This is a genomic window from Amycolatopsis sp. NBRC 101858 (genome assembly GCF_030269325.1).
GTDB classification, from domain to species: domain Bacteria; phylum Actinomycetota; class Actinomycetes; order Mycobacteriales; family Pseudonocardiaceae; genus Amycolatopsis; species Amycolatopsis ponsaeliensis.
In genome coordinates, this window is sequence record NZ_BSTD01000009.1 from 124,353 (window position 1) to 148,341 (window position 23,989).

General features: G+C 70.9%; 24 protein-coding genes. 11 read left to right on the forward strand and 13 right to left on the reverse strand.

Translation table 11 applies throughout. The features are described from left to right. The first annotated feature begins 39 nt into the window (after positions 1-39). On the forward strand, positions 40-1,140 hold the full coding sequence (locus QSK39_RS51040; protein WP_502873391.1) for a cytochrome P450: 1,101 nt from the start codon (positions 40-42) through the stop codon (positions 1,138-1,140). A gap of 101 nt (positions 1,141-1,241) precedes the next feature. Here the strand turns inward: QSK39_RS51040 and QSK39_RS51045 are convergent, their stop codons facing one another. The 3 genes from QSK39_RS51045 to QSK39_RS51055 are packed head-to-tail and all read right to left on the reverse strand — an operon-like array spanning position 1,242 to position 5,204. Further along, positions 1,242-2,132: an aminoglycoside phosphotransferase family protein gene (locus QSK39_RS51045; RefSeq protein WP_285485089.1), complete on the reverse strand. Its 891-nt coding sequence runs from the start codon at positions 2,130-2,132 to the stop codon at positions 1,242-1,244. A 16-nt stretch (positions 2,133-2,148) separates the two neighbouring features. Beyond that, positions 2,149-2,934, reverse strand: coding sequence for a siderophore-interacting protein (locus QSK39_RS51050; protein WP_285485090.1), 786 nt, complete (start codon positions 2,932-2,934; stop codon positions 2,149-2,151). After that, complete coding sequence (locus tag QSK39_RS51055; protein ID WP_285485091.1) at positions 2,931-5,204, reverse strand: ATP-binding cassette domain-containing protein; 2,274 nt, start codon at positions 5,202-5,204, stop codon at positions 2,931-2,933. Before QSK39_RS51055 ends, QSK39_RS51050 begins: the two co-directional genes overlap by 4 nt. 77 nt (positions 5,205-5,281) lie before the next feature. On the opposite strand from QSK39_RS51055, the gene QSK39_RS51060 reads away from it, so the two are divergent. Further along, the gene (locus QSK39_RS51060) at positions 5,282-6,076 is read left to right on the forward strand and encodes a TetR/AcrR family transcriptional regulator C-terminal domain-containing protein (protein WP_285485092.1); all 795 of its coding nucleotides are present in this window, start codon (positions 5,282-5,284) and stop codon (positions 6,074-6,076) included. Here the strand turns inward: QSK39_RS51060 and QSK39_RS51065 are convergent. The 7 genes from QSK39_RS51065 to QSK39_RS51095 form a co-directional block, all read right to left on the reverse strand. Continuing rightward, complete coding sequence (locus QSK39_RS51065) at positions 6,054-6,794, reverse strand: methyltransferase domain-containing protein (RefSeq protein ID WP_285485093.1); 741 nt, start codon at positions 6,792-6,794, stop codon at positions 6,054-6,056. The two genes, QSK39_RS51060 and QSK39_RS51065, sit on opposite strands and share 23 nt — an antisense overlap. Before the next feature lie 11 nt (positions 6,795-6,805). After that, on the reverse strand, positions 6,806-7,036 hold the full coding sequence (locus QSK39_RS51070) for a putative acetyltransferase (RefSeq protein ID WP_285485094.1): 231 nt from the start codon (positions 7,034-7,036) through the stop codon (positions 6,806-6,808). Further along, on the reverse strand, positions 7,033-7,263 hold the full coding sequence (locus tag QSK39_RS51075; protein ID WP_285485095.1) for a glutaredoxin family protein: 231 nt from the start codon (positions 7,261-7,263) through the stop codon (positions 7,033-7,035). Before QSK39_RS51075 ends, QSK39_RS51070 begins: the two co-directional genes overlap by 4 nt. Then, entirely contained in the window at positions 7,260-9,371 is a 2,112-nt protein-coding gene (locus tag QSK39_RS51080) for a phage holin family protein (RefSeq protein ID WP_285485096.1), read from the reverse strand. Before QSK39_RS51080 ends, QSK39_RS51075 begins: the two co-directional genes overlap by 4 nt. Next, positions 9,368-9,949: a DedA family protein gene (locus QSK39_RS51085; protein ID WP_285485097.1), complete on the reverse strand. Its 582-nt coding sequence runs from the start codon at positions 9,947-9,949 to the stop codon at positions 9,368-9,370. The genes QSK39_RS51080 and QSK39_RS51085 overlap by 4 nt, the downstream gene beginning before the upstream one ends. After that, on the reverse strand, positions 9,946-10,737 hold the full coding sequence (locus QSK39_RS51090) for an MBL fold metallo-hydrolase (RefSeq protein ID WP_285485098.1): 792 nt from the start codon (positions 10,735-10,737) through the stop codon (positions 9,946-9,948). The genes QSK39_RS51085 and QSK39_RS51090 overlap by 4 nt, the downstream gene beginning before the upstream one ends. Positions 10,738-10,798: 61 nt before the next feature. Then, the gene (locus QSK39_RS51095; protein WP_285485290.1) at positions 10,799-12,964 is read right to left on the reverse strand and encodes a terpene synthase family protein; all 2,166 of its coding nucleotides are present in this window, start codon (positions 12,962-12,964) and stop codon (positions 10,799-10,801) included. A gap of 140 nt (positions 12,965-13,104) precedes the next feature. Between QSK39_RS51095 and QSK39_RS51100 the strand changes: the two genes are divergently transcribed. Both QSK39_RS51100 and QSK39_RS51105 read left to right on the forward strand, forming a co-directional pair. Then, a complete protein-coding gene (locus QSK39_RS51100; protein WP_285485099.1) occupies positions 13,105-13,401 on the forward strand; it encodes a GNAT family N-acetyltransferase in 297 nt (98 codons plus the stop codon). A 152-nt stretch (positions 13,402-13,553) separates the two neighbouring features. Beyond that, a complete protein-coding gene (locus tag QSK39_RS51105; RefSeq protein WP_285485100.1) occupies positions 13,554-14,570 on the forward strand; it encodes a S1 family peptidase in 1,017 nt (338 codons plus the stop codon). 64 nt (positions 14,571-14,634) lie between these two features. Here QSK39_RS51105 and QSK39_RS51110 read toward each other — a convergent pair whose 3' ends face one another. Further along, positions 14,635-15,252, reverse strand: a complete 618-nt coding sequence (locus QSK39_RS51110; RefSeq protein ID WP_285485101.1) for an SAM-dependent methyltransferase — start codon at positions 15,250-15,252, stop codon at positions 14,635-14,637. 75 nt (positions 15,253-15,327) lie between these two features. Then, positions 15,328-16,908 (reverse strand): discoidin domain-containing protein, encoded by a 1,581-nt coding sequence (locus tag QSK39_RS51115; protein ID WP_285485102.1) that lies wholly within the window; start codon positions 16,906-16,908, stop codon positions 15,328-15,330. Between the two features lie 173 nt (positions 16,909-17,081). On the opposite strand from QSK39_RS51115, the gene QSK39_RS51120 reads away from it, so the two are divergent. The 6 genes from QSK39_RS51120 (at position 17,082) to QSK39_RS51145 (ending at position 21,844) form a co-directional block, all read left to right on the forward strand. Next, positions 17,082-17,804, forward strand: coding sequence for an SDR family oxidoreductase (locus QSK39_RS51120; protein WP_285485103.1), 723 nt, complete (start codon positions 17,082-17,084; stop codon positions 17,802-17,804). 68 nt (positions 17,805-17,872) lie between these two features. Further along, entirely contained in the window at positions 17,873-18,097 is a 225-nt protein-coding gene (locus tag QSK39_RS51125) for a hypothetical protein (RefSeq protein WP_285485104.1), read from the forward strand. A gap of 6 nt (positions 18,098-18,103) precedes the next feature. Next, positions 18,104-18,865, forward strand: coding sequence for a DUF6338 family protein (locus QSK39_RS51130; protein WP_285485105.1), 762 nt, complete (start codon positions 18,104-18,106; stop codon positions 18,863-18,865). 98 nt (positions 18,866-18,963) lie between these two features. Further along, positions 18,964-20,169 carry a cytochrome P450 gene (locus tag QSK39_RS51135; protein WP_285485106.1) on the forward strand — a complete coding sequence of 402 codons (1,206 nt, stop codon included), beginning with the start codon at positions 18,964-18,966 and terminating at the stop codon, positions 20,167-20,169. Positions 20,170-20,179: 10 nt separating this feature from the next. Next, positions 20,180-21,025 carry an SCO6745 family protein gene (locus QSK39_RS51140; RefSeq protein WP_285485107.1) on the forward strand — a complete coding sequence of 282 codons (846 nt, stop codon included), beginning with the start codon at positions 20,180-20,182 and terminating at the stop codon, positions 21,023-21,025. A 63-nt stretch (positions 21,026-21,088) separates the two neighbouring features. Further along, the gene (locus QSK39_RS51145) at positions 21,089-21,844 is read left to right on the forward strand and encodes an SDR family NAD(P)-dependent oxidoreductase (RefSeq protein WP_285485108.1); all 756 of its coding nucleotides are present in this window, start codon (positions 21,089-21,091) and stop codon (positions 21,842-21,844) included. Between the two features lie 635 nt (positions 21,845-22,479). Here QSK39_RS51145 and QSK39_RS51150 read toward each other — a convergent pair. After that, positions 22,480-23,040: a TetR/AcrR family transcriptional regulator gene (locus tag QSK39_RS51150; protein WP_285485109.1), complete on the reverse strand. Its 561-nt coding sequence runs from the start codon at positions 23,038-23,040 to the stop codon at positions 22,480-22,482. 110 nt (positions 23,041-23,150) lie between these two features. Here QSK39_RS51150 and QSK39_RS51155 point away from each other — a divergent pair, with 110 nt between their 5' ends. Then, positions 23,151-23,987, forward strand: a complete 837-nt coding sequence (locus QSK39_RS51155) for an oxidoreductase (RefSeq protein ID WP_285485110.1) — start codon at positions 23,151-23,153, stop codon at positions 23,985-23,987. Positions 23,988-23,989: the final 2 nt, after the last annotated feature.

Genomic DNA, 23,989 nt, shown 5'->3' on the forward strand with positions numbered 1-23,989 from the left:
ACTGCCGCCGAACTCGGCGAACTGCCGCCGGTCTCGCGCGTGCGGCTGTGGAACGGCAGCACGCCCTGGCTGGTCACCCGCTACGACGACGTCCGCGCGGTCCTGCGCGACTCGCGGATCAGCGCCGACTCCGACCGGCCCGGCTACCCGCACCAGAGCGCGGCTTCGGCGGCGCGGCGCAAGCGCGCGAAGTCGTTCATCACCATGGACGGTGCCGAGCACGCGGCGCAGCGGCGCCTGCTGACCGGCGACTTCCTCGTCAAGAAGATGGAGGCGCTGCGCCCGGCGATCCAGCGCATCGTCGACGACCTCGTCGACGGGCTGCTGGCCGGCCCGAAGCCGGTCGACCTGGTGACGGCGTTCGCGCTGCCGGTTCCGTCGCTGGTGATCTGCGAGCTGCTCGGCGTGCCGTACGAGGACCGGGAGCTGTTCCAGGACATCACGAAGGTGATGGTGTCGAGGACGGCCACTCCCGAAGAAGCCGTGACCGCCACCGAAGAACTACTGGCCTACCTCGGCGGGCTGGTGGAAAAGAAGGCGGCCGACCCGGGCGACGACGTCCTGAGCAAGCTGGCGGTTTCCCAGTACGCCACCGGCCGCATGAGCGCCGAGGACGTCGCGTCGATGGGCCAGCTGCTCCTGGTGGCGGGCCACGAGACGACGGCGAACATGATCGCCCTCGGCACGGTCGCGCTGCTGGAGAACCCCGCGCAGCTCGAGCTCGTGCGGTCCGGCGACGCGGACCTGCTTCGCCGTGCCGTCGAAGAGTTGTTGCGCTACTTGAACATCACGCACACCGGACGCCGCCGGGTGGCGACCGAGGACATCGAGCTCGGCGGCGAGGTGATCCACGCGGGCGAGGGCGTCATCGCGGCCGGCGACGTGGCCAACCGCGACGGCGCGGTGTTCGCGGAGCCGGACCGCCTGGACGTGACGCGCGAGGCCCGCCACCACGTCGCGTTCGGCTACGGCGTGCACCAGTGCCTCGGGCAGACGCTGGCGCGGGTCGAGCTGCAGGTGGTCTACGGGACGCTGTACCGCCGCATCCCGGGACTGCGGCTCGCGGTGCCGGTGGAGGAACTGGCCTTCAAGGACGACATGCTGGTGTACGGGGTGCACTGCCTGCCGGTCACGTGGTGACGCGCTCGCCAACTCCTGCCAGGCGCGCTGGACGATGTCACGGCTCATGCCGCGACCCCAGGCGGGACAGGGGGTTGCGGGCTGGCAGGTTCGAGACGTGATCACACCGCCCGGCGCAGCGCGTCGAGGTCCTCGGTCAGCCGGGCCCGGAGGAAGCGGGCCCGGTCCGCGTCGTCGTCCTTCCGCGGGGTCATCTCGACCAGCATGATCAGGTCGAGGTAGACCCGGTACAGCGCGAGCCGCGCCCACGCCGGCATGCCGAACTCCGCCGGGCCGCCGGCCGCGCGGTAGCCGTCCAGCAGTTCGCGGTCCGGGTCGCGGAACAGCGTCAGCGACACGAACTCCGCCACCGGGTCGCCCCAGAACGCCCGCTCGGCGTCGATGATGCCGGACACCCGGTCGCCGTCGAGGAGGATGTTGCCGTTCCACAGGTCGAAGTGCACCAGTATCGGTGTCGTGACCAGCTCGAGCAGCGGCTCGTGGCGGCGCACCAGGTGGGCGATCTCGGCGGCCGGCCGCGGCAGCGGCACCCCGTGCGCGACGGCGTCCGCGAGGATCGCGTCGGCCATCGCCGTGAACGCCGCCGGCCACGTCGGGTGCGGCGGGTCCTGCGGGTAGCCGAACCCGTCGCCGGTCGCCTTGTGCAGCCCGGCGACGATCCCGCCCAGTTCGGTCCGCAGCCGCGGGCCGGCGTCGGGCACCTGGGACCAGGGCACGCCGGGGAGCTCCGTCATCAGCAGGAACCCCGGCCCGGCCCCGACGACGGACGGCAGCGGGCCGGAAACGCGCCGGTAGTACTCCGCCTCCGTGGCCAGCAGGTCGTGCTCGTAGGACAAGCCCGGCTCGGACGGCGCGATCTTGAGCACCAGCCGCTGCCCTTCGGCGAGCTTCAGCCGGATCGCCGTGTTGTAGGTACCGCCGCCGATGTCCTCGCTCGCCACCACCGAAGCCGGGTCGATGCCCGCGGCCGCCAGAGCTTCTTCCGTGCGCACGGAAGCGAGTCTGCCACTAGCCGCCCAGCTTTTCGCGCGCGTCGGCCAGGTCCTCGGGGGTCGGCGCGTCGTCCTGGGTCAGCGCGCGGCGCCAGTAGCCGGTGAACTCGATCGCGCCCTTGTCGAGCCCCCGCTCGGCCACGAGGTGCCGGCGCAACGCCCGCACCATCCCCGCTTCGCCCGCGAGCCACGCGGCCGAGCCCGGTCCAAGTGAAGCCCCGCGCACGGCTTCCAAGAGCCGGCTGCCGTGCGCGGCGCCGTCCCGGTGCAACCAGTGCACCGGCAGCGGCTGCTCCTCCGCCGCGTCGGGGACCTCCACGAACACCACTGCGTTGTCCACTTCGGACAGCAGGGTGGCGATGGCGGGCAGCGCGGTCTCGTCCCCGGCCAGCAGCACCGCGTCCGCCTTCGGCACCGGACGGCGGTAGGCGGCGTCCGGGCCGTAGCGGCCGAGGACGTCACCCGGCGCCGCCGTCCGGGCCCACGCCGTCGCCGGGCCGTCGGTGCCGCCGGCGTGCAGCACGAAGTCGACGTCGATCGTCCCGCGGTCGCGGCCGCGCACGGTGTAGCTGCGCATCACCGGCCGCTCGTCCTCGGGGATCGCCAGGAACGCCTGGTACCAGCGCATGACGTCGTCGTCGCCCGCCGGCAGCCGCACCGGGCGGCCCGGCGGCGGGAACAGGAGCTTGAGCTGCTGGTCGGGCCACGCCTCCCACCCCTCGGCACCGGTGAACGTGACGCGCACGGTGCGCGGGGTCGGCCGCCGCACCGCCGTCACTTCGAGCAGTCCGGTCGGGTTCACGGCTTCCCCAGGTATTCGCGCAGGTGGCGGGCGGTGAGCGTGGACGCGTCCGCCACCAGTGAGGCCGGGGTTCCTTCGAACACCACGCGGCCGCCGTCGTGCCCGGCGCCGGGACCGAGGTCGATCAGCCAGTCGGCGTGCGCCATCACGGCCTGGTGGTGCTCGATGACGATCACCGTGTTGCCCGCGTCGACGATCCGGTCGAGCAGCGCCAGCAGCTGGTCGACGTCGGCGAGGTGCAGCCCGGTCGTCGGCTCGTCGAGGATGTAGGTCGAGCCCTTCTCGGCCATCCGGATCGCCAGCTTGAGCCGCTGGCGCTCGCCACCGGAGAGCGTGGTGAGCGGCTGCCCGAGCGTGAGGTAGCCGAGGCCGACGTCGCCGAGGCGGTCGAGCACCCGCCGCGCGGTGCCGGCGGGGAAGAACTCGCGTGCCTCGGCGACGGACATCGCCAGCACCTCGCTGATGTTCTTGCCCCGCAACCGGAACAGCAGCACCTTGGGCGTGAACCGCTTGCCCTCGCACTCTTCGCAGACCGACGCGACGCCGGCCATCATCGCCAGGTCGGTGTAGATGACGCCGAGCCCCTTGCAGCGCGGGCAGGCGCCTTCGGAGTTGGCGCTGAACAGGCTCGCCTTGACGCCGTTGGCCTTGGCGAACGCCGTGCGGATCGGGTCGAGCAGGCCGGTGTAGGTCGCCGGGTTGGACCGCCGCGACCCGCGGATCGCCGACTGGTCGACCACGACGACGTCGTCGCGGTGGGCCAGGGAGCCGTGGATCAGCGAGCTCTTGCCGGACCCCGCGACGCCGGTGACCACGGTCAGGACGCCGAGCGGGACGTCCACGCTGACGTCACGCAGGTTGTGCAGCTTGGCGCCGGTGATGGGGACGTGCCCGGTCGGCGTGCGGATCTCGTCCCGCAGCGTGACGCGGTGGTCGAGGTGGCGGCCGGTGAGCGTGCCGGACGCGCGCAGGCCGTCGACGCTGCCGGTGTAGCAGAGCCGGCCGCCGTCGGCACCCGCACCGGGACCGAGGTCGACGACGTGGTCGGCGATCCGGATGGTCTCCGGCTTGTGCTCGACGACCAGGATCGTGTTCCCCTTGTCCCGCAAGCACAACAGGAGGTTGTTCATCCGCTCGATGTCGTGCGGGTGCAGCCCGACGGTCGGCTCGTCGAAGACGTACGTGACGTCGGTGAGGCTGGATCCCAGGTGCCGCACCATCTTCACGCGCTGCGCCTCGCCGCCGGAGAGCGTCGCGGATTCGCGGTCGAGGGAGAGGTAGCCGAGGCCGATCTCGACCAGCGAGTCGAGGGTGTCACGCAGGTTGCCCAGCAGCGGCCGGATCGACGGCGCGTCGAGGTTCCGGACGAAGTCGGCGAGGTCGCTGATCTGCAGGGCGGCGCAGTCGGCGATGTTCTTGCCGTCGATCTTCGCCGAGAGCGCGGCCTGGTTCAGCCGGGCGCCGCCGCACGCGTCGCAGGTCTTGAAGGTCGCGGCCTTCTCGACGAACGCGCGCAGGCGTGGTTGCAGCGACTCGGTGTCCTTCTGCAGGTAGAGCCGCCGGACCTTCACCGCGAGACCCTCGTAGGTGACGTTGGTCTTGCCGAGCTTCACCTTGCAGGAGTCCTTGTGCAGCAGGTCTTCGAGCTGCTGCGGGGTGTAGTCGCGGATCTTGGCGTCCGGGTCGTAGAAGCCGGACACGAGGTAGGTCTGCACGTACCAGTTGTCCGGCGTGAAGCCGGGCACGAGGATCGCGCCGTCGTTGAGGGACTTGTCGAAGTCGAGCAGCGCCGTGACGTCGAGGTCCGACACCCGGCCGAGGCCCTCGCAGGCGGGGCACATGCCTTCGGGCAGGTTGAAGCTGAAGGCGCCCGACGTGCCGACGTACGGCTCGCCGAGCCGCGAGAAGGCGATCCGCAGCATCGCGTAGGCGTCGGTCGCGGTGCCGACCGTGGAGCGCGAGTTGGCGCCCATCCGCTCCTGGTCGACGACGATGGCGGCGCTGAGGTTCTCCAGCAGGTCGACGTCCGGGCGCGACAGGCTCGGCATGAACGACTGGAGGAAGGCGCTGTAGGTCTCGTTGATCAGCCGCTGGGACTCGGCCGCGATGGTGCCGAAGACCAGGGATGACTTGCCGGAGCCGGACACGCCGGTGAACACCGTGAGCCGGCGCTTCGGGATGTCCAGGTCGACGCCGGTCAGGTTGTTCTCCCGGGCCCCCCGGACCTCGATCACGTCGTGGGTGTCGGCGGCCCGCCTGGGTGAGGTCATACCGTCCTTCTTTGATACTTTAGGGCGTAAGGTGATTCTCGATCGTACAATACTTTAGGGTGTAAGGAGTCGGCAAGGTGGTCGTCTTCGCGGGTCAGGGCGACGCCCGGCGGTCCATGGAGCTGCTGTGGGGGCCGCGCGTGGTCGCACCGCGCACGGGCCCGGGACCCAAACCGGGCCTGTCCGTCGAGGCGATCGTCGCGGCGGCGATCGACATCGCGGACGCCGACGGCATGGCAGCGCTGTCGATGCGCTCGGTGGGCGAGCGGCTCGGCCGCACGGCGATGGCGCTGTACACGTACGTGCCGGGCAAGACCGAGCTGGTCGACCTGATGTACGACCGGACGCTGGGGGAGCTGCCGTCGTCGTACCCCTCGCCGGACTGGCGCTCGGCCGCCTTGGCATTGGCGGACGAGCTGTGGGACCTGCACCTGAGGCACCCGTGGCTGCTCCAGGTCTCCCCGGCGCGCCCGGTGCTCGGGCCGGGGGAGTTCCACGTGCAGGAGACGTTGCTTTCAGTCCTGGCCGCGACGGGGTTGCCACTAGCCCGGGTCCGGTGGGTGGTGTCGGCACTGTTCAACATCGTCCGCGGCTCGGTCCAGGCGGCAGCGGAGTCCCGCCAAGCGGCCCGCGAGACGGGACTGTCCGAAGAGGACTGGTGGTACGCGCGGTCGGCGTTGCTGGGGGAGCTGGTCCCGGATCTCACGGCTCGTTTTCCGACGGTGTCCCGGCTCGGCTCAGAGGGCGAGTATGAGTCGTCGTCGGACGAGCCTTACTTGGAGCGCGAGGCGCGGCTGTCGTTCGAAGCGGGACTGGAGCTGCTGCTGGACGGCGTCGAAGCGGCGATCGTCAAGGCTTCCGGGCCTCGATGAGGAACCGGGTCGTGTGGGCGACGAACGGGCCCTCGCGCTCGATCTTCTCGTGCAGCTCCGCCAGCCGTGGGCGGTACTGCTCGACCGTGAACCCCGGGACCATCCAGATCACCTTGCGCAGGAAGTAGACCACCGCGCCGATGTCGGAGAACTCGGTGCGCAACGACTCCGAGCGCAGGTCGACGATCTCGAGCCCGGCGGCTGTGGCCGCAGCGACGGCGTGGTCCGGGTGGCGGCTGTTCCGTGCTGACTCAGGCTGCGGCCCCAGGAAGAACTCGACCAGCTCGAACACGCTCGCCGGGCCGACCTGCTGGGAGAAGTACGAACCGCCGGGACGCAGGACTCGCGCGATGCCGGCCCAGTCCGTCGTCACCGGGTGGCGGCTGGAGACGAGGTCGAACACGTCGTCGCCGAAGGGGATTCCCTCGGTCGCCACGACGACGACCCCGCGCGGGCGCAACCGCGCCGAAGCGCGGGCGACGTTCGGTGGCCACGACTCGGTCGCCGCCATCAACGGTGGCAAGGACGGGCAGCCGTCGACGACCTCGCCGCCGCCGGTCTCCAGGTCGAGTCCCGCCTCGACCCCGGAGAGGCGTTCGCCCAGCAGCCGCTGGTAACCCCACGAGGGACGGGCCTCGGTGGCGCGGCCGTCGAGCCAGGAGAAGTCCCAGCCGTCGACGGACACGGCATCGGCTTCGGCGACCAGTTCGTCGAACATGCCCCCGATGGTCACAAAGCGGCCGGCGGCCCGCCACCCGATTTCCGCACCGGCGGCGGTGGCACCGGCTTGGCCAAGGCGACCGCAGAAAGATCGACGACCACCGGACCGCGCCGGGTGTCCACCGTGCACGTGGTGTCGTCCCGGGCGACGAGGTTCCCGAGCGCATCGGTGAACCCACCGTCGATCCGGTACCGCACGACGACCCGCGTCCCGAGCGGGAGCTCCCGCAGCAGCTTCACAGCCGCGCGCTCAGCTCGTCGTCGGACGGCTCGACCAGGAACGTGCCGTCCTCCCACACGATCGTGGGAATCCGGCGCGCGCCGTCCTGCAGCTCGCGGACCCGGCGCTCGGCGGCCGCGTCGGCCTCCACGTCCACATAGGAGTATTCGACCCCCTCCCGGTCGAGCAATGCCCGGCTGCGCTTGACATCCGGGCACCAGGAAGCGCCGTACACCGTCAAACTCACGAAACAACCTCCGAAACCGCCGTCTCCACCGGAGCGGGCGAAGGGTGCCCCAGCTCCGTCAACCACCCCCGGAACACCCGGTGCAGCGCCTCCGCCCCGACGACCTCGCCGAGCGGCGGCAGCTCCCGCGGGTGCACCACGAACCCGCGCTGCTGCGGCCCGCCGAGCCCGCCGTGCGAACCCACGTGCGTCTCGAACGGCGACGCCTGGTCCGAATCCGGGTCGTAGCGGCTGTTGATCATCACGTCCGCGCAGTGCGGGAACGTGTCCACCCGCCGGATCAGGTCCGCCGCGTGCGGGCCGTACGGCAGCAGCGGGTCCTCGCCGATCACCACGCCCGTCGCCAGCCGGTGCAGGCCGTCGCGGCCCAGGACCACCGGGCCGAACTCGCGGCTGCGGACCAGCAGGAACCCGACGCCGGGGTGGTCCACCAGGGACGGCAGCAAGTCCGGGAACTCGCGCTCGATCGTCTCCAGCTCGACGCGGCCCTCGTGCTCGGTGAACGACACCATCGCCACGTGCCCGGACACCACCGCCACCACCCCCGGCGCCACGCGGGTCACCGCGCCCGGCGAGCCGGACGTCGTGCGCGGCCGGTCGTCGGCGCACTCCGCGTCCTCCACCCGGGCGCGCAGCCGGCGCGCGATCAGGCCGCCGCTCTTCGTCGCCTCCGCCAGCGCCGCGTTGATCTGCCAGCTCTCGGCCTGCCGCCGCTTCCCCGAAGCCGCCGACGGCGCACCGCCGCACATCCGGCCGACGTACGCCTCGATCGTCTCGCCGAACCGCTCCGAAAACGCCTGGCCCTGCGTCTGGCCGTGGTCCGACAGCGCGACGACGTGGTAGCGGCGCGGGGCGAGCCGCGAAGCCCGGTGCAGCCGCGCGATCTGCTGGTCGATCGAGCGCAGCACCGACAGCGTGTCGAACCGCTCGATGCCGGAGTGGTGCGCGACCTCGTCGTAGCCGAGGAAGTCCGCGTACACCACCGGCCGCCCGGCCAGCATGTCGCCGAGGATCGCCGACACGACGACGTCGCGCGCGATCACCGTCGTGCCCGGCCGGGCCAGCGGGTACCAGCCGCCGCGCGGGATCCGCGGTACGACGCCGGCGCGGCGCTGGCGCACCGAAGCGTTGATCTCGCGGAAGACGTCGGCGAGCGCGACGACGAACGTCCGCAGCGCGTTGATCGGGTTCGCGAAGTAGGCGTAGTAGCCCGCGCCGAGCCGGTCGCGGCGGTGGTGGCGCAGGGTCTTCGGCACCAGCACCGGGATCGAGCTCATGGTGAGGCTGACGTGGTCGGCGTCGCCGGAGAAGAGGTTCCCGCGGCTCGCGCCGTCGCCCGACAGCAGGCCGCGCCCGTCGGAGTGCCGCCGCTCGATCTCGGCCGCGTCGGTCGGGTGGGCGCACGCCATCACGTGGTCGCGGTCCTTTTCGTACCAGCGGAAGCCGAGGATGTCGTGGTTGGAGCCGTGCAGGATGCCGCAGACGCTCGCGCCGGTCTGCGAGCTCCAGTCGGTGTGCCACGGCGTCAGCGTGTGGCTGCCTTCGGAGAGCCACGCGGCGAACGTCGGCATGTCGCCGTCGCGGATCGCGCGGCGGACGGTGTCGAACCCGAGGCCGTCGATCTGCAGGAAGACCACGCCGGGCGGCTGGTCGGCGTCGGGTGCGGCGGCGTGGCGACGGCGGCGGCGGTTCGCGCGGCGGAAGAAGATCTCGTCCTCGTCGATGGCCAGCAGGCTGGAGATCAGCGCGCCGACCCCGGCCATCGCCACCGTGACGATCACCGCGGTCCGGAAGCCGCTGATCTCGACCCCGGGCACGGTGTGGAACACCGCGAGCGTCCCCGCGCCGAGCAGCAGGAAGCCGAAGAGGCCGAAGGTGAAGAACGCCAGCGGGTAGGCGATCCGCATGACCAGCGGCCAGACGACCCCGGCGAGCAGGCCGAGCAGCAGCGCGCAGACGGTCGGCTGCCACCAGTGCGTCATCCGGAAGCCGGGCAGGAGGACGTCGAGCAGGCGCAGCGCGCCGGTCACCGCGGCCCACACCAGCAGGATGCGGGCGACGGCCCGGCCGCCGCGCAGGAGCCGGCCCTTCGGCGCGGAGGTCGTCACACTCGCTCCTTGGTTTTCCGTCGCCACCGGGCGACCAGGTTCGCCAGCACGGTGACCAGCAGGACCAGCACCGTCGCCAGGACCGTCGCGATGATCGGAGAGTCGAAGATGCCGCCGCTGACGATGCCGAGCAAGCTGTACGCACTCGCCCAGAGCACGCAGGCGACGAGCGCGGCCGGCAGCAGGCGCCGCCACGGATAGCTCAGCGCGGCGGCGGCCAGGAGCACCGGGATCCGGCCGGCCGGGACGAGCCTGCCGATCACGACGAGCTGCCAGCCGCGGCGGGCGAACTGGTCACGGGCCTTCTCGAGGCGTTCGGCGGGCTGGCGGCGGCTGATCCAGCGGAACGCGGCTTCGCTGCCCAGGCGCGGGATCCCGAACGTCACGACGTCGCCGAGGTAGGCACCGAGCGTGGCGATGACGATGACCAGCGGCAGGGACAGGTGGTCGGTGGTGGTCGCGACGGCGGCCGCGGCGCCGACCACCGCGCCGGTGGGCACGATCGGGATGATCGAGCCGAGCAGCACGCCGAAGAACAGGGCCGGGTACCCGATGGCGGCCGGGTCGGTCCAGTTCACGCGCGGTCCGTCGCGGTCGGGAGGACGACGTCGGCGCCGGGCTCGGTGAACAGGACTTCGGTGGCTCCACCGGCGGCTTTCACCTCGGCGGCGAACACCCGCGGCGGATCGGCGAGCAGCCGCCGCATCCGGGCGGTGCGTTTCAGCCCGGGCACGGCGAGGGTGCCCCAGTGGACCGGCACGGCGGCGCGGGCCTGGGTGATTTCGGCGGCTTTCGCGGCGCGGGCCGGGTCGAGGTGACCCGGCCCGAGGTTCGGCCCCCAGCCCCAGACGGGCAGCAGGGCGACGTCGACCGGGCCGAAGTCCGCCATGCCGTCGAAGAGGTCGGTGTCGCCGGCGTTGTAGATCTTCGTGTCGCCGGTGCGGATCAGGTGCCCGAGCGCAGGGCTCTGCGGGCCGTGGGTGAGCCGCGGGCCCCAGCGGTGTCCGGAGTGGACGGCTTTCGTGGCGGTGACTTCCAGCGCACCCTCGGTGAGGGTTTCGCCGGGCGCGATCTCTTCGACCCGCTCGAAGCCCTTCTTGGCGAGCCAGGCCCCGGCCCCGCGCGGGACGACGATCCGGGTGCGCTTGCCCAGCAGCTTGAGCGAGGGCAGGTGCAGGTGGTCGCCGTGCAGGTGCGAGAGGAGCACGACGTCGACGTCTTCGTAGGCCTCCCGCGCGGGTACCGGCACGACGCGGGTCAGGCCCCCGACACGCGCGGTGAGCACGGGATCGGTCAGCACGACCCGGCCACCGAGTTCGAGCCGGACGGTCGAATGGCCGAGGAAACGCAGGTTGAAGCCGCTCACGCTGTCGAGTATCGCCCTCGCGCGAAACGATCGCTCCTCGGAGTGGCGCGAACAACGCCCTTCAGCGACCGGCGGGCAGCAGGGACGAGATCCGCAGCGACGACGTCCCGATCCCCGTCGGCCCGCCGAACGCGGTCGCCGGCATCGGGTGGTAGCTCAGCTCCGCCTCCGTGTACCGGCCGACGTTCTCGTGCCAGTGCACGATCCCCGCCAGCCAGTTCCGGAACTCCTCGACGTACCCGAGCAGCATCTCCTGCACGTCCGGGGGCACGGCGTAGTCGCGGAACAGCGCGGGCAGCTCGACGGTCGCCGCGTGGGTGAATTCCGCCAGGCGGGCCGCCATCAGGTCGGTCACCACCTCGAACGCGCGCTCTTCGGGGCAGTCGAGGAAGTTGCGCACCACGAGCACCGCGTTGTGCAGCTCGCCTTCGTACTGGATCTCCTTGCGGTACGAGTAAAGGTCGTTCACGAAGCACGCGTAGTCGGTCGCCGCGTGCTCGATCGCCTGGATCGGCCGCGTCCGGTACAGCGACGGCGGCACCGCGCGGCCGTGCCCGAACCGCGACAGGCTCATCGTCAGGTCCGAGCCGAACGTCCGGCGGCGCATCTCGACGTAGTCGATCGGGTCCGGGATGCGGTTCTGGGCCTGGTTGACCAGCTCCCAGTGCCAGCTCGACGTCATCTTGTCGACCGCGCGCCGCACCGCGAGCCGGTTCTCCGGCGGCATGTCCGCCGTCGTGCGCGCCCAGACGTCGGCGAGCGCCACTTCCAGCTGCGTCGACGGCGTGGCCGAACCCGCCATGATCGCCGACAGGCGCAGGTTGCACGCCTTCGCTCCCGCGAGGTCGCGCGTCGCGCCGAACACCATCGGGTAGTAGTCGTCGGCGTAGGTGCCCCAGGTCAGCCAGTCGCTGGTGACGTCGAGGCCGTCCGCCGTCGCGTCCGGGTCGATGCCCGCCGCGCACAGCGGGAGGTCGGCCGCGCGCAGCCGCCGCTCGTCCCACACGACGCCGTCGAGCAGGCCCGTCCGCTTCGCCCAGTCGACGTTGCGGCGGCGGCACGCGTCCAGGTGCGGGCTCAACCGCAGCGGGAACGGCAGCTCGATCGACGGCCGCGGCACCGAAACCGCCTGGAACGGCGTGGTCGAATAGGACCGCAGCCGCTGCGGCGCCGTCGCGAGCACCGAGCCGAAGATGCGTGCCGCGGACGTCCCCAGGCCGGTCGCGCCGCCCAGTTCCGGGCCGCCGCGGCTGTCCAGCGCTCCTTCGTTCATGTACCGGCTGGACCGCAGGTGCCACTCGTGCCCGCCGGACTGCCAGTCCTGCAGGCCCTTGACGTAGGCGAACGTCGCCGCGCGGGCGGCCGGGTCGACGGCGTGCTCGTCGAACAGCGCCGGCACCTCGGTCAGCGCGGTGTGCTCGAACTGGTGCAGCCGGGACGTGATGAGGTCGTTGACGGCGTCGGCCGCCTCCTGCGTGGTGAGCTCGAGGAACTTTTCGAACACGAGCACGCCGTTGGACAGCTCGCCCTCGTCCTGCACCTCCCGCTGGTAGGAGAAGAGGTCGTTGCGGAGGTGGACGCTGTCGGCGAAGCAGTCGCGCAGGACCTCCATCGGCCGCGACGCGGCGATCTCGTCCGGCACCTCGGCGTGCACCGAGTGCTCGACGAGGTTCGCCGACCACGGCGCGCCGCCGACCTTCCGCCGCATCTCGACGTACTCGATGGGGTTGGACAGGCGGCCTTCGTTGATGTTGGCCAGTTCCCACAGCGACTCTTCGAGCAGTGCCTTCGTGCTCTCGATGAACCGCCGCCGCCAGCCTGCCGAGCGGTGCGGGATCGTCCGGTTCCACAGGTCGGCCAGGCCGCGCTCGACGGGGTTCTCCGGCGTCGCGGAGATCTCGCCTTCGGCGGGCATGAACAGGTCGAGCCGGTCGAGGTAGGTGCGCGCGCTCTCGATGTCGCCGGTGCGCTTGTACAGCTCGAGGAAGTGGTCGTCGAAGTAGAAGACCCAGACGTACCAGTCGGTGATCAAGTCGAGCTCGTCCGCGCCGGCGTCCGGGTGGGTGTAGGCGCAGAGCAGCGCGTAGTCGTGGGAATCGAGGTCGTGCTCGTCCCAGATCACGGTGCCGTGCTGGGGGACGTCGACCATGTCCATGCCGTACGCCCACGCCTTGCTGTGCGTGCGCGCCCGCTCCAGGTGCGGGTTCACCCGCGCCGGGTAGGGCATGTAGAACTCGGGGAGGACGAACGGCTGCTGAGGCACCCCGTGAGGCAACCAAACGAAGCCGGGACCGCCAAGAGAAGCAAGCCGGAAGCACACGAACGGGCCGGGCGCGTCCCCCGGCCGGCCCAACCGAGGGAGCGCTCATGACCGACGGAACCCGAGTGGTCGACAACCCCGACGAGAGCCGCTACGAGATCTGGGCGGGGGACGAGCTGGCGGGGTCCGCGTACTACGACCAGCGCGGTGAACTCACCGTTTTCACCCACACCGAGATCGACGACGCGTTCGCGGGGCGGGGGCTGGGCAAGGTCCTGGCGGCCGGCGCGCTCGACGACGTCGTCGCGCGGGGCCGGACGATCGTGCCGGTCTGCCCCTTCATCGCCGGATATCTGCGGAAGAACCCGGGCTACGAGGACCACGTTCGCTGGCCGAAAGGGTGAGTGTTACGCCGGACGAGGCGGCGTCACGGGCCTGACTTGAGAGGTATGTCCGGATCTGCTGGTTATTAACCAACCTTCGTCGGTGTTGCGTTGGTTGCTCGGCAACGAAAGTGACCGACGCAGGCTTCGAACCGGCAACCTGGAGGAAGTTGATGACTCCCCGGAAAACCGCCCTCAAGACCTTCGCCGTCTTGTCGGCCGCCGCCCTCACGAGCGGCGTGTGCGCTTCGGCCGCCACTGCGTCCCCGCTGGCCTTCTCCGAGATGCAGGCCAACGCCGTCAGCAACGCCACGCAGGTGGCGAGCACCCTGGGTGCGACGTCCGGCGGCATCTACCTGGAGAACGGCAAGGCCGTCGTCAACGTCACCGACGACGCGTCCGTGCAGAAGGTGCAGGCCGCCGGCCTCACCGCGAAGAAGGTCAAGCACACCTTCGCCGCCCTCACCGGCGTCAAGAACCAGCTCGACGCGGTGAAGAACGTCCCGCAGACCGCGTGGGGCATCGACACCAAGACCAACCAGGTCGTGGTGAAGGTCTACGACGCGGCCAGCAAGGAGACCGCCGACAAGGTCAGCGCGGCCGCGGCCAAGTACGGCGACAGCGTCCGCGTCGAGCACCGCACCGGCAAGCTCGAGCTGCACATCCAGGACGGCGACGCGATCCAGAACGACCAGGGCCGCTGCTCGCTGGGCTTCAACGTGACGCGCGGCGGCTCGCCGTTCCTGCTCACCGCGGGCCACTGCACCAACCTCGGCGGCACCTGGGCCGGCGGCGACGTCTCCGGCGCGCAGGTCGTCGAGAGCGACTGCCCGGGTGCGGACTCCGGCCTGCTGACCCGCCCGAACGGCTCCGGCCCCGGCGAGATCAACACCGGCCAGGCGATCACCAGCGCGGCCGAGCCGACCGTCGGTGAGCAGATGCAGAAGCAGGGCTCGACCACCGGTGGCGGCAGCGGCGAGGTCACCTCGGTCGACGAGTCGGTCAACTTCGACGTCGGCGTCCTGAACCACGAGTTCGGCACCACCGCGCACACCGACCACGGTGACTCCGGTGGCCCGGCCTACGACGGTTCGAAGGGCCTGGGCACGCTGTCCGGCGGCGACACCGTGACCAGCTACTTCTACCCGCTCACCCTGGAGCTGCAGGCCTACGGCCTCGAGCTCGCCTGATAGTTCACGACCCGCGGGGTCCCGTCACACGCGTCGAGGGCGCGTGACGGGACCCCGTCTCCATTCACAGCCTCTTCGCGCGGTAGACGGCGTCGGTGTGGTGGCCCTCGCCGCGTGTCTCGCAGGTCTCGACGATCCATTCCCAGGCGTCGCCGAGGTAGTTCGTGATCTCTTCCGGCTCGAAGTACAGCTCCTCCGGCGGCTTCTGGCCGTCGAACTCACGCATCGCCTTCGGCGAATGCCCGACGACCAGCAGCGAACCACCCGGGCGGATCGCCGCCGCGGCCGCCGTGAAGACGTTCCGGCGCAGGTCCGGCGGCAGGTGCATGTACTGCGCGGAGATCAGGTCGTACTGCTCTTCGGGCTGCCACTCGAGGATGTTGCGGTGCAGCCAGGTGACGGTCACGCCCGCTTCCTTCCCGGCTTCCTCGGCGCGGGCGAGCGCGACGGTCGAGATGTCGGCGCCGTCGACCGTCCAGCCCTGCTTCGCGAGCCAGATCGCGTCGCCGCCCTCGCCGCAGCCGAGGTCGAGTGCGCGTCCGGGGGTGAGCTCGCCGACCTCGGAGCTGAGGTTGGTGTTGACGTTCCCGCTCCAGATCCGGTGCTCGTCGCGCTGGTACATCTCCTCCCAGAACTCCTGCTTGAGCATGTTCTCGACGATCATGGGCTGGTCGTGCGGCATGGTTCCTCCTCGGTGACGTCCCCAGCATGCGGAGGACGTCACCGAAGAGGCAAATCGTGTTGCCGGATTGGCAACTCAGGCCGTGCCGTACACCTGCATCTCGTAGAGCGAGTAGCCGTACGACGTCCCGCGCGTGACGCCGTTCATCCGCACGTAGCGGCCGCTGCCGGCCAGGCCGGTGAGGTCGTCGGTGGCGCCGTTGCCGGTCGTGGTGCTGTAGATCGTCGTCCAGGTCGTGCCGTCGGCCGAGGTCTGGATGCTGTACGCCTTCCCGTACGCGGCTTCCCAGCTCAGCTTGACGTGCGAGACGGCCTTGGTGGCGCCGAGGTCGACGCGCAGCCACTCGGCGTTGCTGCCCTCCTTGGACGCCCAGCGCGTGCTGGTCAGGTTGCCGTCGAAGGCCGAGCCCGCCGGGTAGGACGACGACTCCGTCGAGGACGCCGTCGCGGTTTTCCCTTGGGAGAGCAGGGTTTCCTGGCCGCCGCTGCCGGTGACCGTGATGCCCAGCGAAGCGGTCTTCGTCCCGCCGGTGATGGTGACCGTCGCCGAGCCGGGAGTGGCGGTCGCGGCGGCGGCGACCGTGACGGCCGAGGTGCCTCCGGCCGGCACCGACGCCGGGGAGAAGGACACGGTGACGCCCGCGGGCGCGCCGCTCGCGGACAGCGTGACAGCGTCCGTGCTGGTGACGGTGGCCGTCGCCGAAGCGCCCGGCGCGACCGACACCGCCGACGGCGTCACGCTGAGGCTGCTCGGGGTGCCGGCCGGGGTGAACGTCCAGCGGGCCTGGGTGCCGGAGCAGCTGCCCGCGGTGAGGGTCGTGCCTGAAGCGCGGAAGCACTTCTTGCTCGTCTGGATGTCGGAAATGGTGCCGTCGGGGTTGATCGACCACTGCTGGGCCGGGCCGCCCGTGCAGGTCTGCAGCACGATCGAGCTGCCGGAGATGCCTGCGCACTTGTCGTTGATCACCAGGAACGCGCCGTGGAAGGTGAAGCGCTGGGCGTCACTTCCGGTGCAGGCGGCGACTTTCAGCGTGGTCCCGCTGCTCGGCGCTTCGAGGCAGGTGCCGGTGGAGTTGTTCTTGTACTGGCCGACCGTCGTGTTCGGCTGCGCGCCGCCCCAGCATTCACCCGTGCTGGTGTTGAAGATCGGCGTCGCGTCGTAGGGCTCGTCCGACGGCGGGTCGACGACGACCGGTTCCATGACCGGCGTGTTGTCGGCGTTGTAGTGCGTGAGGGCGTCTTCGCAGTCGATCGCGTCGAAGGCGCTGCCGCCCTTGCCGCCGAGCCAGAGGTCGATGTGGCGCAGGCCGGGGCCGCCGTTCGGGCCCTGGCTGTTCCAGTCGTCGGAACACTCGTCGCAGCCGTCCTCCATGATGAAGTACTTCTTCACCCGCGGCACCCAGACCTTGGTGCCGGGCTTGAGTTCGTCGCTGCTGGTGGCGAAGGTGATCGGGTCGGCGTAGCTGCCTTTGCCGCCCGCCGTGTCGTGGATCTGCGGGTAGGAGATGTCGCCGCCGGGCGGGGTGTTGTCCCACCAGCCGTAGAAGGTGAGGAAGGTCGGCTGCGTGGTGGCCGCTCTCGCCGTGCTCGCGCCGATGAGCGCCGAGGTCAGAGCGAGGAACAGGGTCACGACGAGCACGAGCGCGCGCCGGGTCATGCTGCCTCCGGAAGGGGGTGGGGCGGACGATGACGTGCGGCGTGCGTCCAGGTTCGCCGGACGGCGCCCCGCCGTCAAGACTTGTTCGTAAAGTTTCCTAACAAATCGGGTTTCGTGTCCCGATCGGCGGGAAAGCCGCTCGCGGCGGTGCTTCCGTCGGCGAAGATGGCGCCATGAGCGCACAGAGGGAAGTCGTGGTCACCGGCGGCGGCACGGGCATCGGGCTGGCGATCGCCGCCCGGTTCGCGGCGGCGGGCGAGCGGGTCACCGTCACCGGGCGCCGCAAGGACGTGCTGGAGGCGGCCGCGGAACGGATCGGCGCGCGGGCGGTGTCGTTCGACGCGAGCGACCCGGCGGCGGTGCAGGCGGCGCTGGCCGAGCTGCCCTCGCGGGTCGACGTCCTGGTCAACAACGCGGGCGGCAACACCGATCGCGTCCGGGAAGCGCCGACGGACCTCGCCGGAGTGGCGGACGCGTGGCGGGCGAACTTCGACGCGAACGTCGTCTCGGCTGTTCTCGTGACGACTGCCTTGAAGCCGCGCTTCGCGGACAACGTGCGGGTTGTGACTCTCGGCTCTGTCGCGGCGAAGCAGGGCTCCGGCTCCTACGGCGCGGCGAAAGCGGCGATCGAAGCGTGGAACACCGACCTCGCACGGCAGCTCGGCGCGACCGGCTCGGCCAACGTCGTCGCCCCGGGCGTCATCCTCGACACGGAGTTCTTCCACGGCACGCTCACCGAAGAATGGCTCAGCTCCCGGATCTCGGTGGCGCTCAACAAGCGCGCCGGCGCGCCGGAAGAAGTCGCGGAAACCGTGCAGTTCCTGGCATCGCCGGGAGCCGGGCACATCACGGGACAGGTGGTGCACGTGAACGGCGGCGCTTACGGGGCCCGCTAGAGTTGTTGACCGTGGCCACGTTCCCCCTTGCGCGGTATCGTGAAACGGCCGTCGCGAGGGGATGAATGATGACCACTTCCGGTTCCGGAGTCGACGAACTCGATCCCATGGAAGCGATCCAGGAGGACGTCGATTCCGCGAGTCCGGTGGTCCGGTGGACCGACGAAGACGGCAAGGTGCACATCGACCACCCCGTTCACACAGACTATTCGAGTCCCACCTACCAGGAGATGCGTCCCGAGATCGACTCGGAGGACGGCCCACCACCGCGGCGGAGCGGGCCGACCAGCTGACCTGCGATGATTCCCCAGACGTTGGGCGCGCTGGCCGCCTTCCGGACCTTGGTCGCGCCCGGCATCGTCTTCGAACTGCGCCGTGAACGCCGTCGGGCACGGCGTGCCGAGACGGCTTTCCGGGAAGCCGCGCGAGTGGCCTTGGGCAGCCTGATCTTCACGATGACGTCGGTGCTCGTCCTGACCGCGGCACAGGCAGTCAGCGGCGGGAAGCTTTTCCTCGACGCCGAAGCCTGGCTTTCGGCGGGGGACGCGTACGCGCGGCAGCACCTCACCCTCATCGTCATCACGGTCGCCGTCGAACTGGCTCTGGCCTGCGGGCTCGCGGTCGCCTTCGACTTCGTTCTCGGCCGGTACGGCCACGAGCGCGCCTCCGTGCGGCAGTGGTCGGCCTGGATGGAAGCGCTGCGGCTCGATCGCCCGAGCGGGACCCGGCCTTGGTTGCACGTGATTCTCGACGACGGGTCGTCGTTCTTCGGATATCTGCGGTCCTACACCCCGTCGGGACCGATGGTCGAACGGGAGCTCGTGCTCGAGGGCGAATCCTTGACCTACCAGGGAAAGCCGCTGGGCGGCGGCGCGGAATTCGAGAAGAAGGTCATCGGCGACACCTGGCACCGCGTTGTCCTGCCCGGCTCGAAAATCACCTATCTGCGCGTCTGCTACATCCACCGGAAGACCGGCGAGCTGATCCGCGATCCCGAACACCGGCTCCAGCACGGGGAACAGCCGGCAGATCCCTCCGAACCCTCCCCGGTGGAGCACTAGGCCATCCGGGTCGGAAGTGGGTCGAACGTCCCACGACGGCACCGGTTCTCTCCATGGTGGAAAGAGACCCGACCACCGGCAGAGAGGTGTGATCCGCCGTGACGGCGACATCCGAAACCCCGGCCCTCCCCACGGCACGACCGGCCGGATGCCCGTACGACCCGCCCGAAAACTACGCCGCGCTGCGGGAAACCGCGCCGACGTCGCAGGTGCGCTGCCCGGCGGGCATGGACGCCTGGCTGGTGACGCGGTACAGCGACGTCCGCGCGGTGCTCGCCGACCGCACGATGAGCTCGCGCGGCGCGTCCTCGGTGCACGTCCACCCGAACGCCGACCTCGACATCGACGTCAGCCCGGGCTCGATCATCCAGCTCGACGGCGCCGACCACTCGCGCATCCGGAAGATGGTGATCGCGGAGTTCACCGTGCGGCGCGTGGAGGCGATGCGCGGCTACGTCCAGGAGCTGGTGGAGAGCCACCTGGACGCGATGCTCGCGCGTCCGGGCGAGGCCGATCTGGTGCGGGACTTCGCGTTGCCGATCCCGTCGCTGGTGATCTGCGAGCTGCTGGGCGTCCCGTACGCGGACCGTTCGCGGTTCCAGCGGCAGAGCGGGTTCCTGGTCAGCACCGACGCCACACCCGAGGAAGGGAAGCAGGCGTACGACGAGCTGTCCGGCTTCCTGGCGGAACTGTTCACCGACAAGCAGCGGAATCCGCGGGACGACCTGTTCAGCAGGCTGATTTCCCGCGGTGCCGCCTCCGGTGACCCGCTGACGATGGAGGAGCTGGTCGTGCTCGGGCTGAGCCTCCTGGTGGCCGGCCACGAGACGACCGCGAACATGATCGCGCTCAGCACGCTGGTGTTGCTGGAGCACCCGGCCGAGCGCGACGTCGTGCTTTCCGCGCCGGAGCGGGCGGTCGAGGAGCTGCTGCGGTACCTGTCGGTCGTCCAGTTCGGCGTGCTGCGCTACGCGACCGCGGACACGCAGGTCGGGTCCCGGTCGGTGAAGGCGGGGGAGTGGCTGGTGGCGGCGCTGAACTCGGCCAACCGCGACGAAGAGCTGTTCCCCGGCGGCGACAAGCTCGACTTCCACCGGGAGTCGCCGCGCACGCACGTCGCGTTCGGGTTCGGGGCGCACCAGTGCATCGGCCAGCAGCTGGCCCGCGTCGAGCTGCAGGAGGCGCTGACGCGGCTGTTCCGCCGGGTGCCGGACCTGCGGCTGGCGGTGCCGCGGGAGTCGTTGGCGTACAAGCACAACACGCTGGTGTACGGGGTGCGGGAGCTGCCGGTCGCCTGGGGGTGAGAATGGCGGCATGAACGCAGCACCGGCCCGGCGGTTGTGGGCGGCCGTGGAGCCCCTGCACGCGGTCGTCTACTTCGCGCCGGAGACGGCCGCGGCGGCGAAGGAGGTGGGCCTGCGCGGGTACTGGATGGGGTACTTCGCGGGCCGCCTCGCACCGCTGGGCCCGATCGGCCCGTCGGCGGCGACGTCGATGTTGTTCGGCTTCGCCCCGGCGATGGTCGCTCGGGCGCTGCCGGACGCGTGGTCGTTCGCCGCGCCTGCGGACGTGCTTGCGTCTCGGATTTCCGCCGTCGAAGCCGCCCTTTCCCGGGTTCTGGGGCCTTCGGGGCACGACGAACTGGCGTCGCTGCTGGAGCGGGCTGCGGCGGCGTGTGCGTTCGACGGCCGTCCGCTGGCGGCGGCGTGGTCCGCGGTGCCGCGCCCATCGGGTGTACTCGGCCGCGTGTGGCTCGCGGCGACGGTGCTGCGCGAGCACCGCGGCGACGGCCACGTCCTGGCGGCGGTCCACGCGGGGTTGACGGGCTTGGAGACGACGCTGACCCACGTCGGCGACGGCGTGATCGCCCGCGGCGACGTCCAGCCGCACCGGGGCTGGTCCGACTCGGACTGGACTGGTGCGGTCTCCGGTTTGGTGGCCCGCGGCTTGCTGGATTCGTCCGGCCGGCTGACTCCCGCTGGTGCGGAGATCCGGCGCCGGATCGAGGAGGACACGGACCGCCTGGCGGCGGCCCCGGTGGAGGCGCTCGGCCCGGCCGGCCTGGCGCGGCTGCTCGAGCTGGCGGTGCCGCTGAGCCGGGCGGTGATCGACGCGGGCGTGATCCCGGTCCCGAACCCGATGGGCGTGCCCCGGCCCTGATGTCGATTCCGGGCGGTGCCGTTCGACGCACCGGTGGAAGGTACCCGGACATCGGAGGGATCCATGACGTTGCTCGCCGGCAAGAACGCGATCGTCTACGGCGGCGGAGGCCGCATCGGCACGGCTGTGGCCTGCGCTTTCGCGGAGGAAGGTGCCCGGGTGTTCCTCGCGGGCCGCACGAGGTCCCGGCTGGAGGAGGTCGCCTCGCGCATCCGCGCGGAGGGCGGATCGGCCGAGGTGGCGGAGGTGGACGCGCTGGACGAGCGTGCAGTCGACGACCACGCCGACGCGGTGGCAGCCCAGGGCGGCCTCGACATCTCGTTCAACCTGATCGCCCACGGCGACGTCCAGGGCACCCCGCTGATCGACATGACGTTGGCTGATTACGAGCGCCCGGTCCTGACGGCGGTCCGAACCCAGTTCCTGACGGCCCGAGCAGCGGCCCGCCACATGGTGAAGCAGGGCTCGGGCGCAATTCTGTTCTTCGGCGGCGCGGGCGAGCCGGTGCGCGAGTTCGCGGTGGGCGGGCTGCAGGTGGCGTTCCACGCACTCGAGGCGATGCGCCGCCAGCTGGCCGCAGAGCTGGGCCCGCGCGGCGTCCGGACGGTGACGTTGCGGACGGGCGGAATCCCGGAGACCCTCCCGCCGGAGTTCGAGGCCCGCGAGGAGATCGAGGAGAACATCGCAAGCAAGACAATGCTCGGCCGAACGGCAACCCTGGCGGACGTGGGAGCGGTGGCAGCATTCGTGGCATCGGACCGAGCCCGCACAATGACGGCCTCAACGGTCAACATCAGCTGCGGCGCCCTGGTGGATTAGCGACGGGCTGCGGAGGTGGGCCGGGAGCGCTGGTGGCGCCGCGGCTCGCCGCTGTGTCTGGGCCGGCTCCGCCCAGGCCACGGTGCTGGTGTCCGGGCCGGCTCCGCCCGGGCCGCGGTGCTGCTGTGTCCGGGCCGGCTCGGCCCAAGCCACGGTGCTGCTGTGTCCGGGCTAGCTCCGCCCAGGCCACCTCGCTGCTGTGTCTCGGCTGGCTCGGCCCAGGCCACGGTGCTGCTGTGTCTGGGCTGGCCCAGCCCAAGCCACCTCGCTGCGTCCGGGCTGGCTCCGCCGCGGTTCGCCGCTGTATCCGGGCTGGCTCCGCCGCGGCTCGCTGCTGTACCCGGGCTGGCTCCGCCCAAGCCACGGTGCTGGTATCCGGGCTGGCTCCGCCCAGGCCACGGTGCCCCGGATCGCTTGCGTGCCGGGTTCGCGCCGCTCGGGGTCGGCGGTCAGCTTGCCATGCCTCGCTCGCCGCACGGGGCCGCAGCCGTCGGTCCGTACCCAGTGTTTGCCGCTGCGCCCCTGATCCGCTGCATTCGGGCCGGCGGTCAGCTTGCCGCGCCCCGGCCCACCCCGCTAGGAGCAGCCGTCGGCTCGCGCCCCGGCTCTTGCCGCCCGGGTCCGCGTACCGCTCGTCAGTCGTCCGCGATCAGCCGACGTACCGCGTCCACCACGAGCCCTCGCCGTTGCTCGCGGGAGAGAGTCGTGCGCACGCCGAGCTCCGAATTGGTCGTCGCCCAGGCCGTCGAGATCGACTGGATCAGCACCAGCAGCTCCATGGGTGTGTAGTGCTTCGACAGCCTCCCTTCGTTCTGCGCTCGCTGCAGGTCGTGCAGCCGGACTTCGTTGGCCAGCACGATCTCGGTGACCCACTTGCCGTCGGGCCGCTCCAGCCGGTGCCAGACCGCCAGCCGCAGCGTCTCCGGCTGCTCTTCGTACCGGTCGAAGAGCTTCCCGGCGTAGCCCGGCAGGTCGTCGGCGTCGACCGGGACCTCGAGGACGAACTTGCCGACCGACTCGCCGAAAACCGTGTCGAACAGGCTGTCCTTGTTGGTGAAGTACTTGTAGAGCATCGCCTTGTTGCAGCCGGCGGCGTCCGCGATCCGGTCCACGCGGGCGCCCGCGATGCCCCGTTCCGCAAACTCCTCCGTGGCGGCGGCGAGCAGTCGCCGCTTCGTCTCCGCCGCATCTCTCATACCGACGACCTTAGCAACTAACTGGTTGGTTGACAAATCCGCTCAGCAGGTGTTTCCTGGAAGTAACCAACCGGTTGGTAACCGGATCGGACGACCGAAGAGGAAGCATCATGAGCAGGACTTGGCTGATCACCGGCAGTTCCCGCGGGTTCGGGCGGGAGCTGGCCCGGGTCGCGCTCGAGGACGGCGACCGGGTGGTCGCCACCGCGCGCCGGCCGGAGCAGCTGAAGGATCTGGTGGCCGAGCACGGTGACAACGTCCGGGTTTTCGCGCTGGACGTGACGGATCCCGCGGCCGCGCGAGAGGCCGTGGCCTTCGCGGTGCGCGAGTTCAGCGGCCTCGACGTCGTGGCCAACAACGCCGGCTACGCGAACAGCGCCCCGATCGAGGACATGGCGGAGGACGACTTCCGGGCGCAGGTCGAAGCCAACTTCTTCGGCGTCGTCAACGTCACGCGCGCGGCTCTGCCGGTGTTCCGCGAGCAGGGTTCGGGGCACTTCCTGCAGTTCTCGTCGGTCGGCGGCCGGGTCGGCGGATCGCCGGGGCTGGGCGCGTACCAGGCGGCGAAGTTCGCGGTGGAGGGGTTCTCCGAGGTGCTCAACGCGGAGGTGAAGCCGTTCGGCGTGAAGGTCACGATCGTCGAGCCGGGGGCGTTCCGCACGGACTGGCAGGGTGCCTCGATGGAGCGCGCCCAGGTCCGCCCGGAATACGACGCCTCGGTGGGCGAGATGCACCGCCTCCGCGACGCAACGGACGGCAAACAGGCAGGCGACCCGGCCCGAGGAGCCCGCATCCTCGCCGACGTGGTCCGCCTGGACGCACCCCCGCTGCGCCTCCTGCTCGGCACGGACGCGGTCGAAGCGGTCCAGCGCTCGGATCGCGCACGCGGGGCGGAAGTGGAGGAGTGGGCGGAGGTGAGCCGATCGGCAGTGTTCGCCACGGAGTGAGG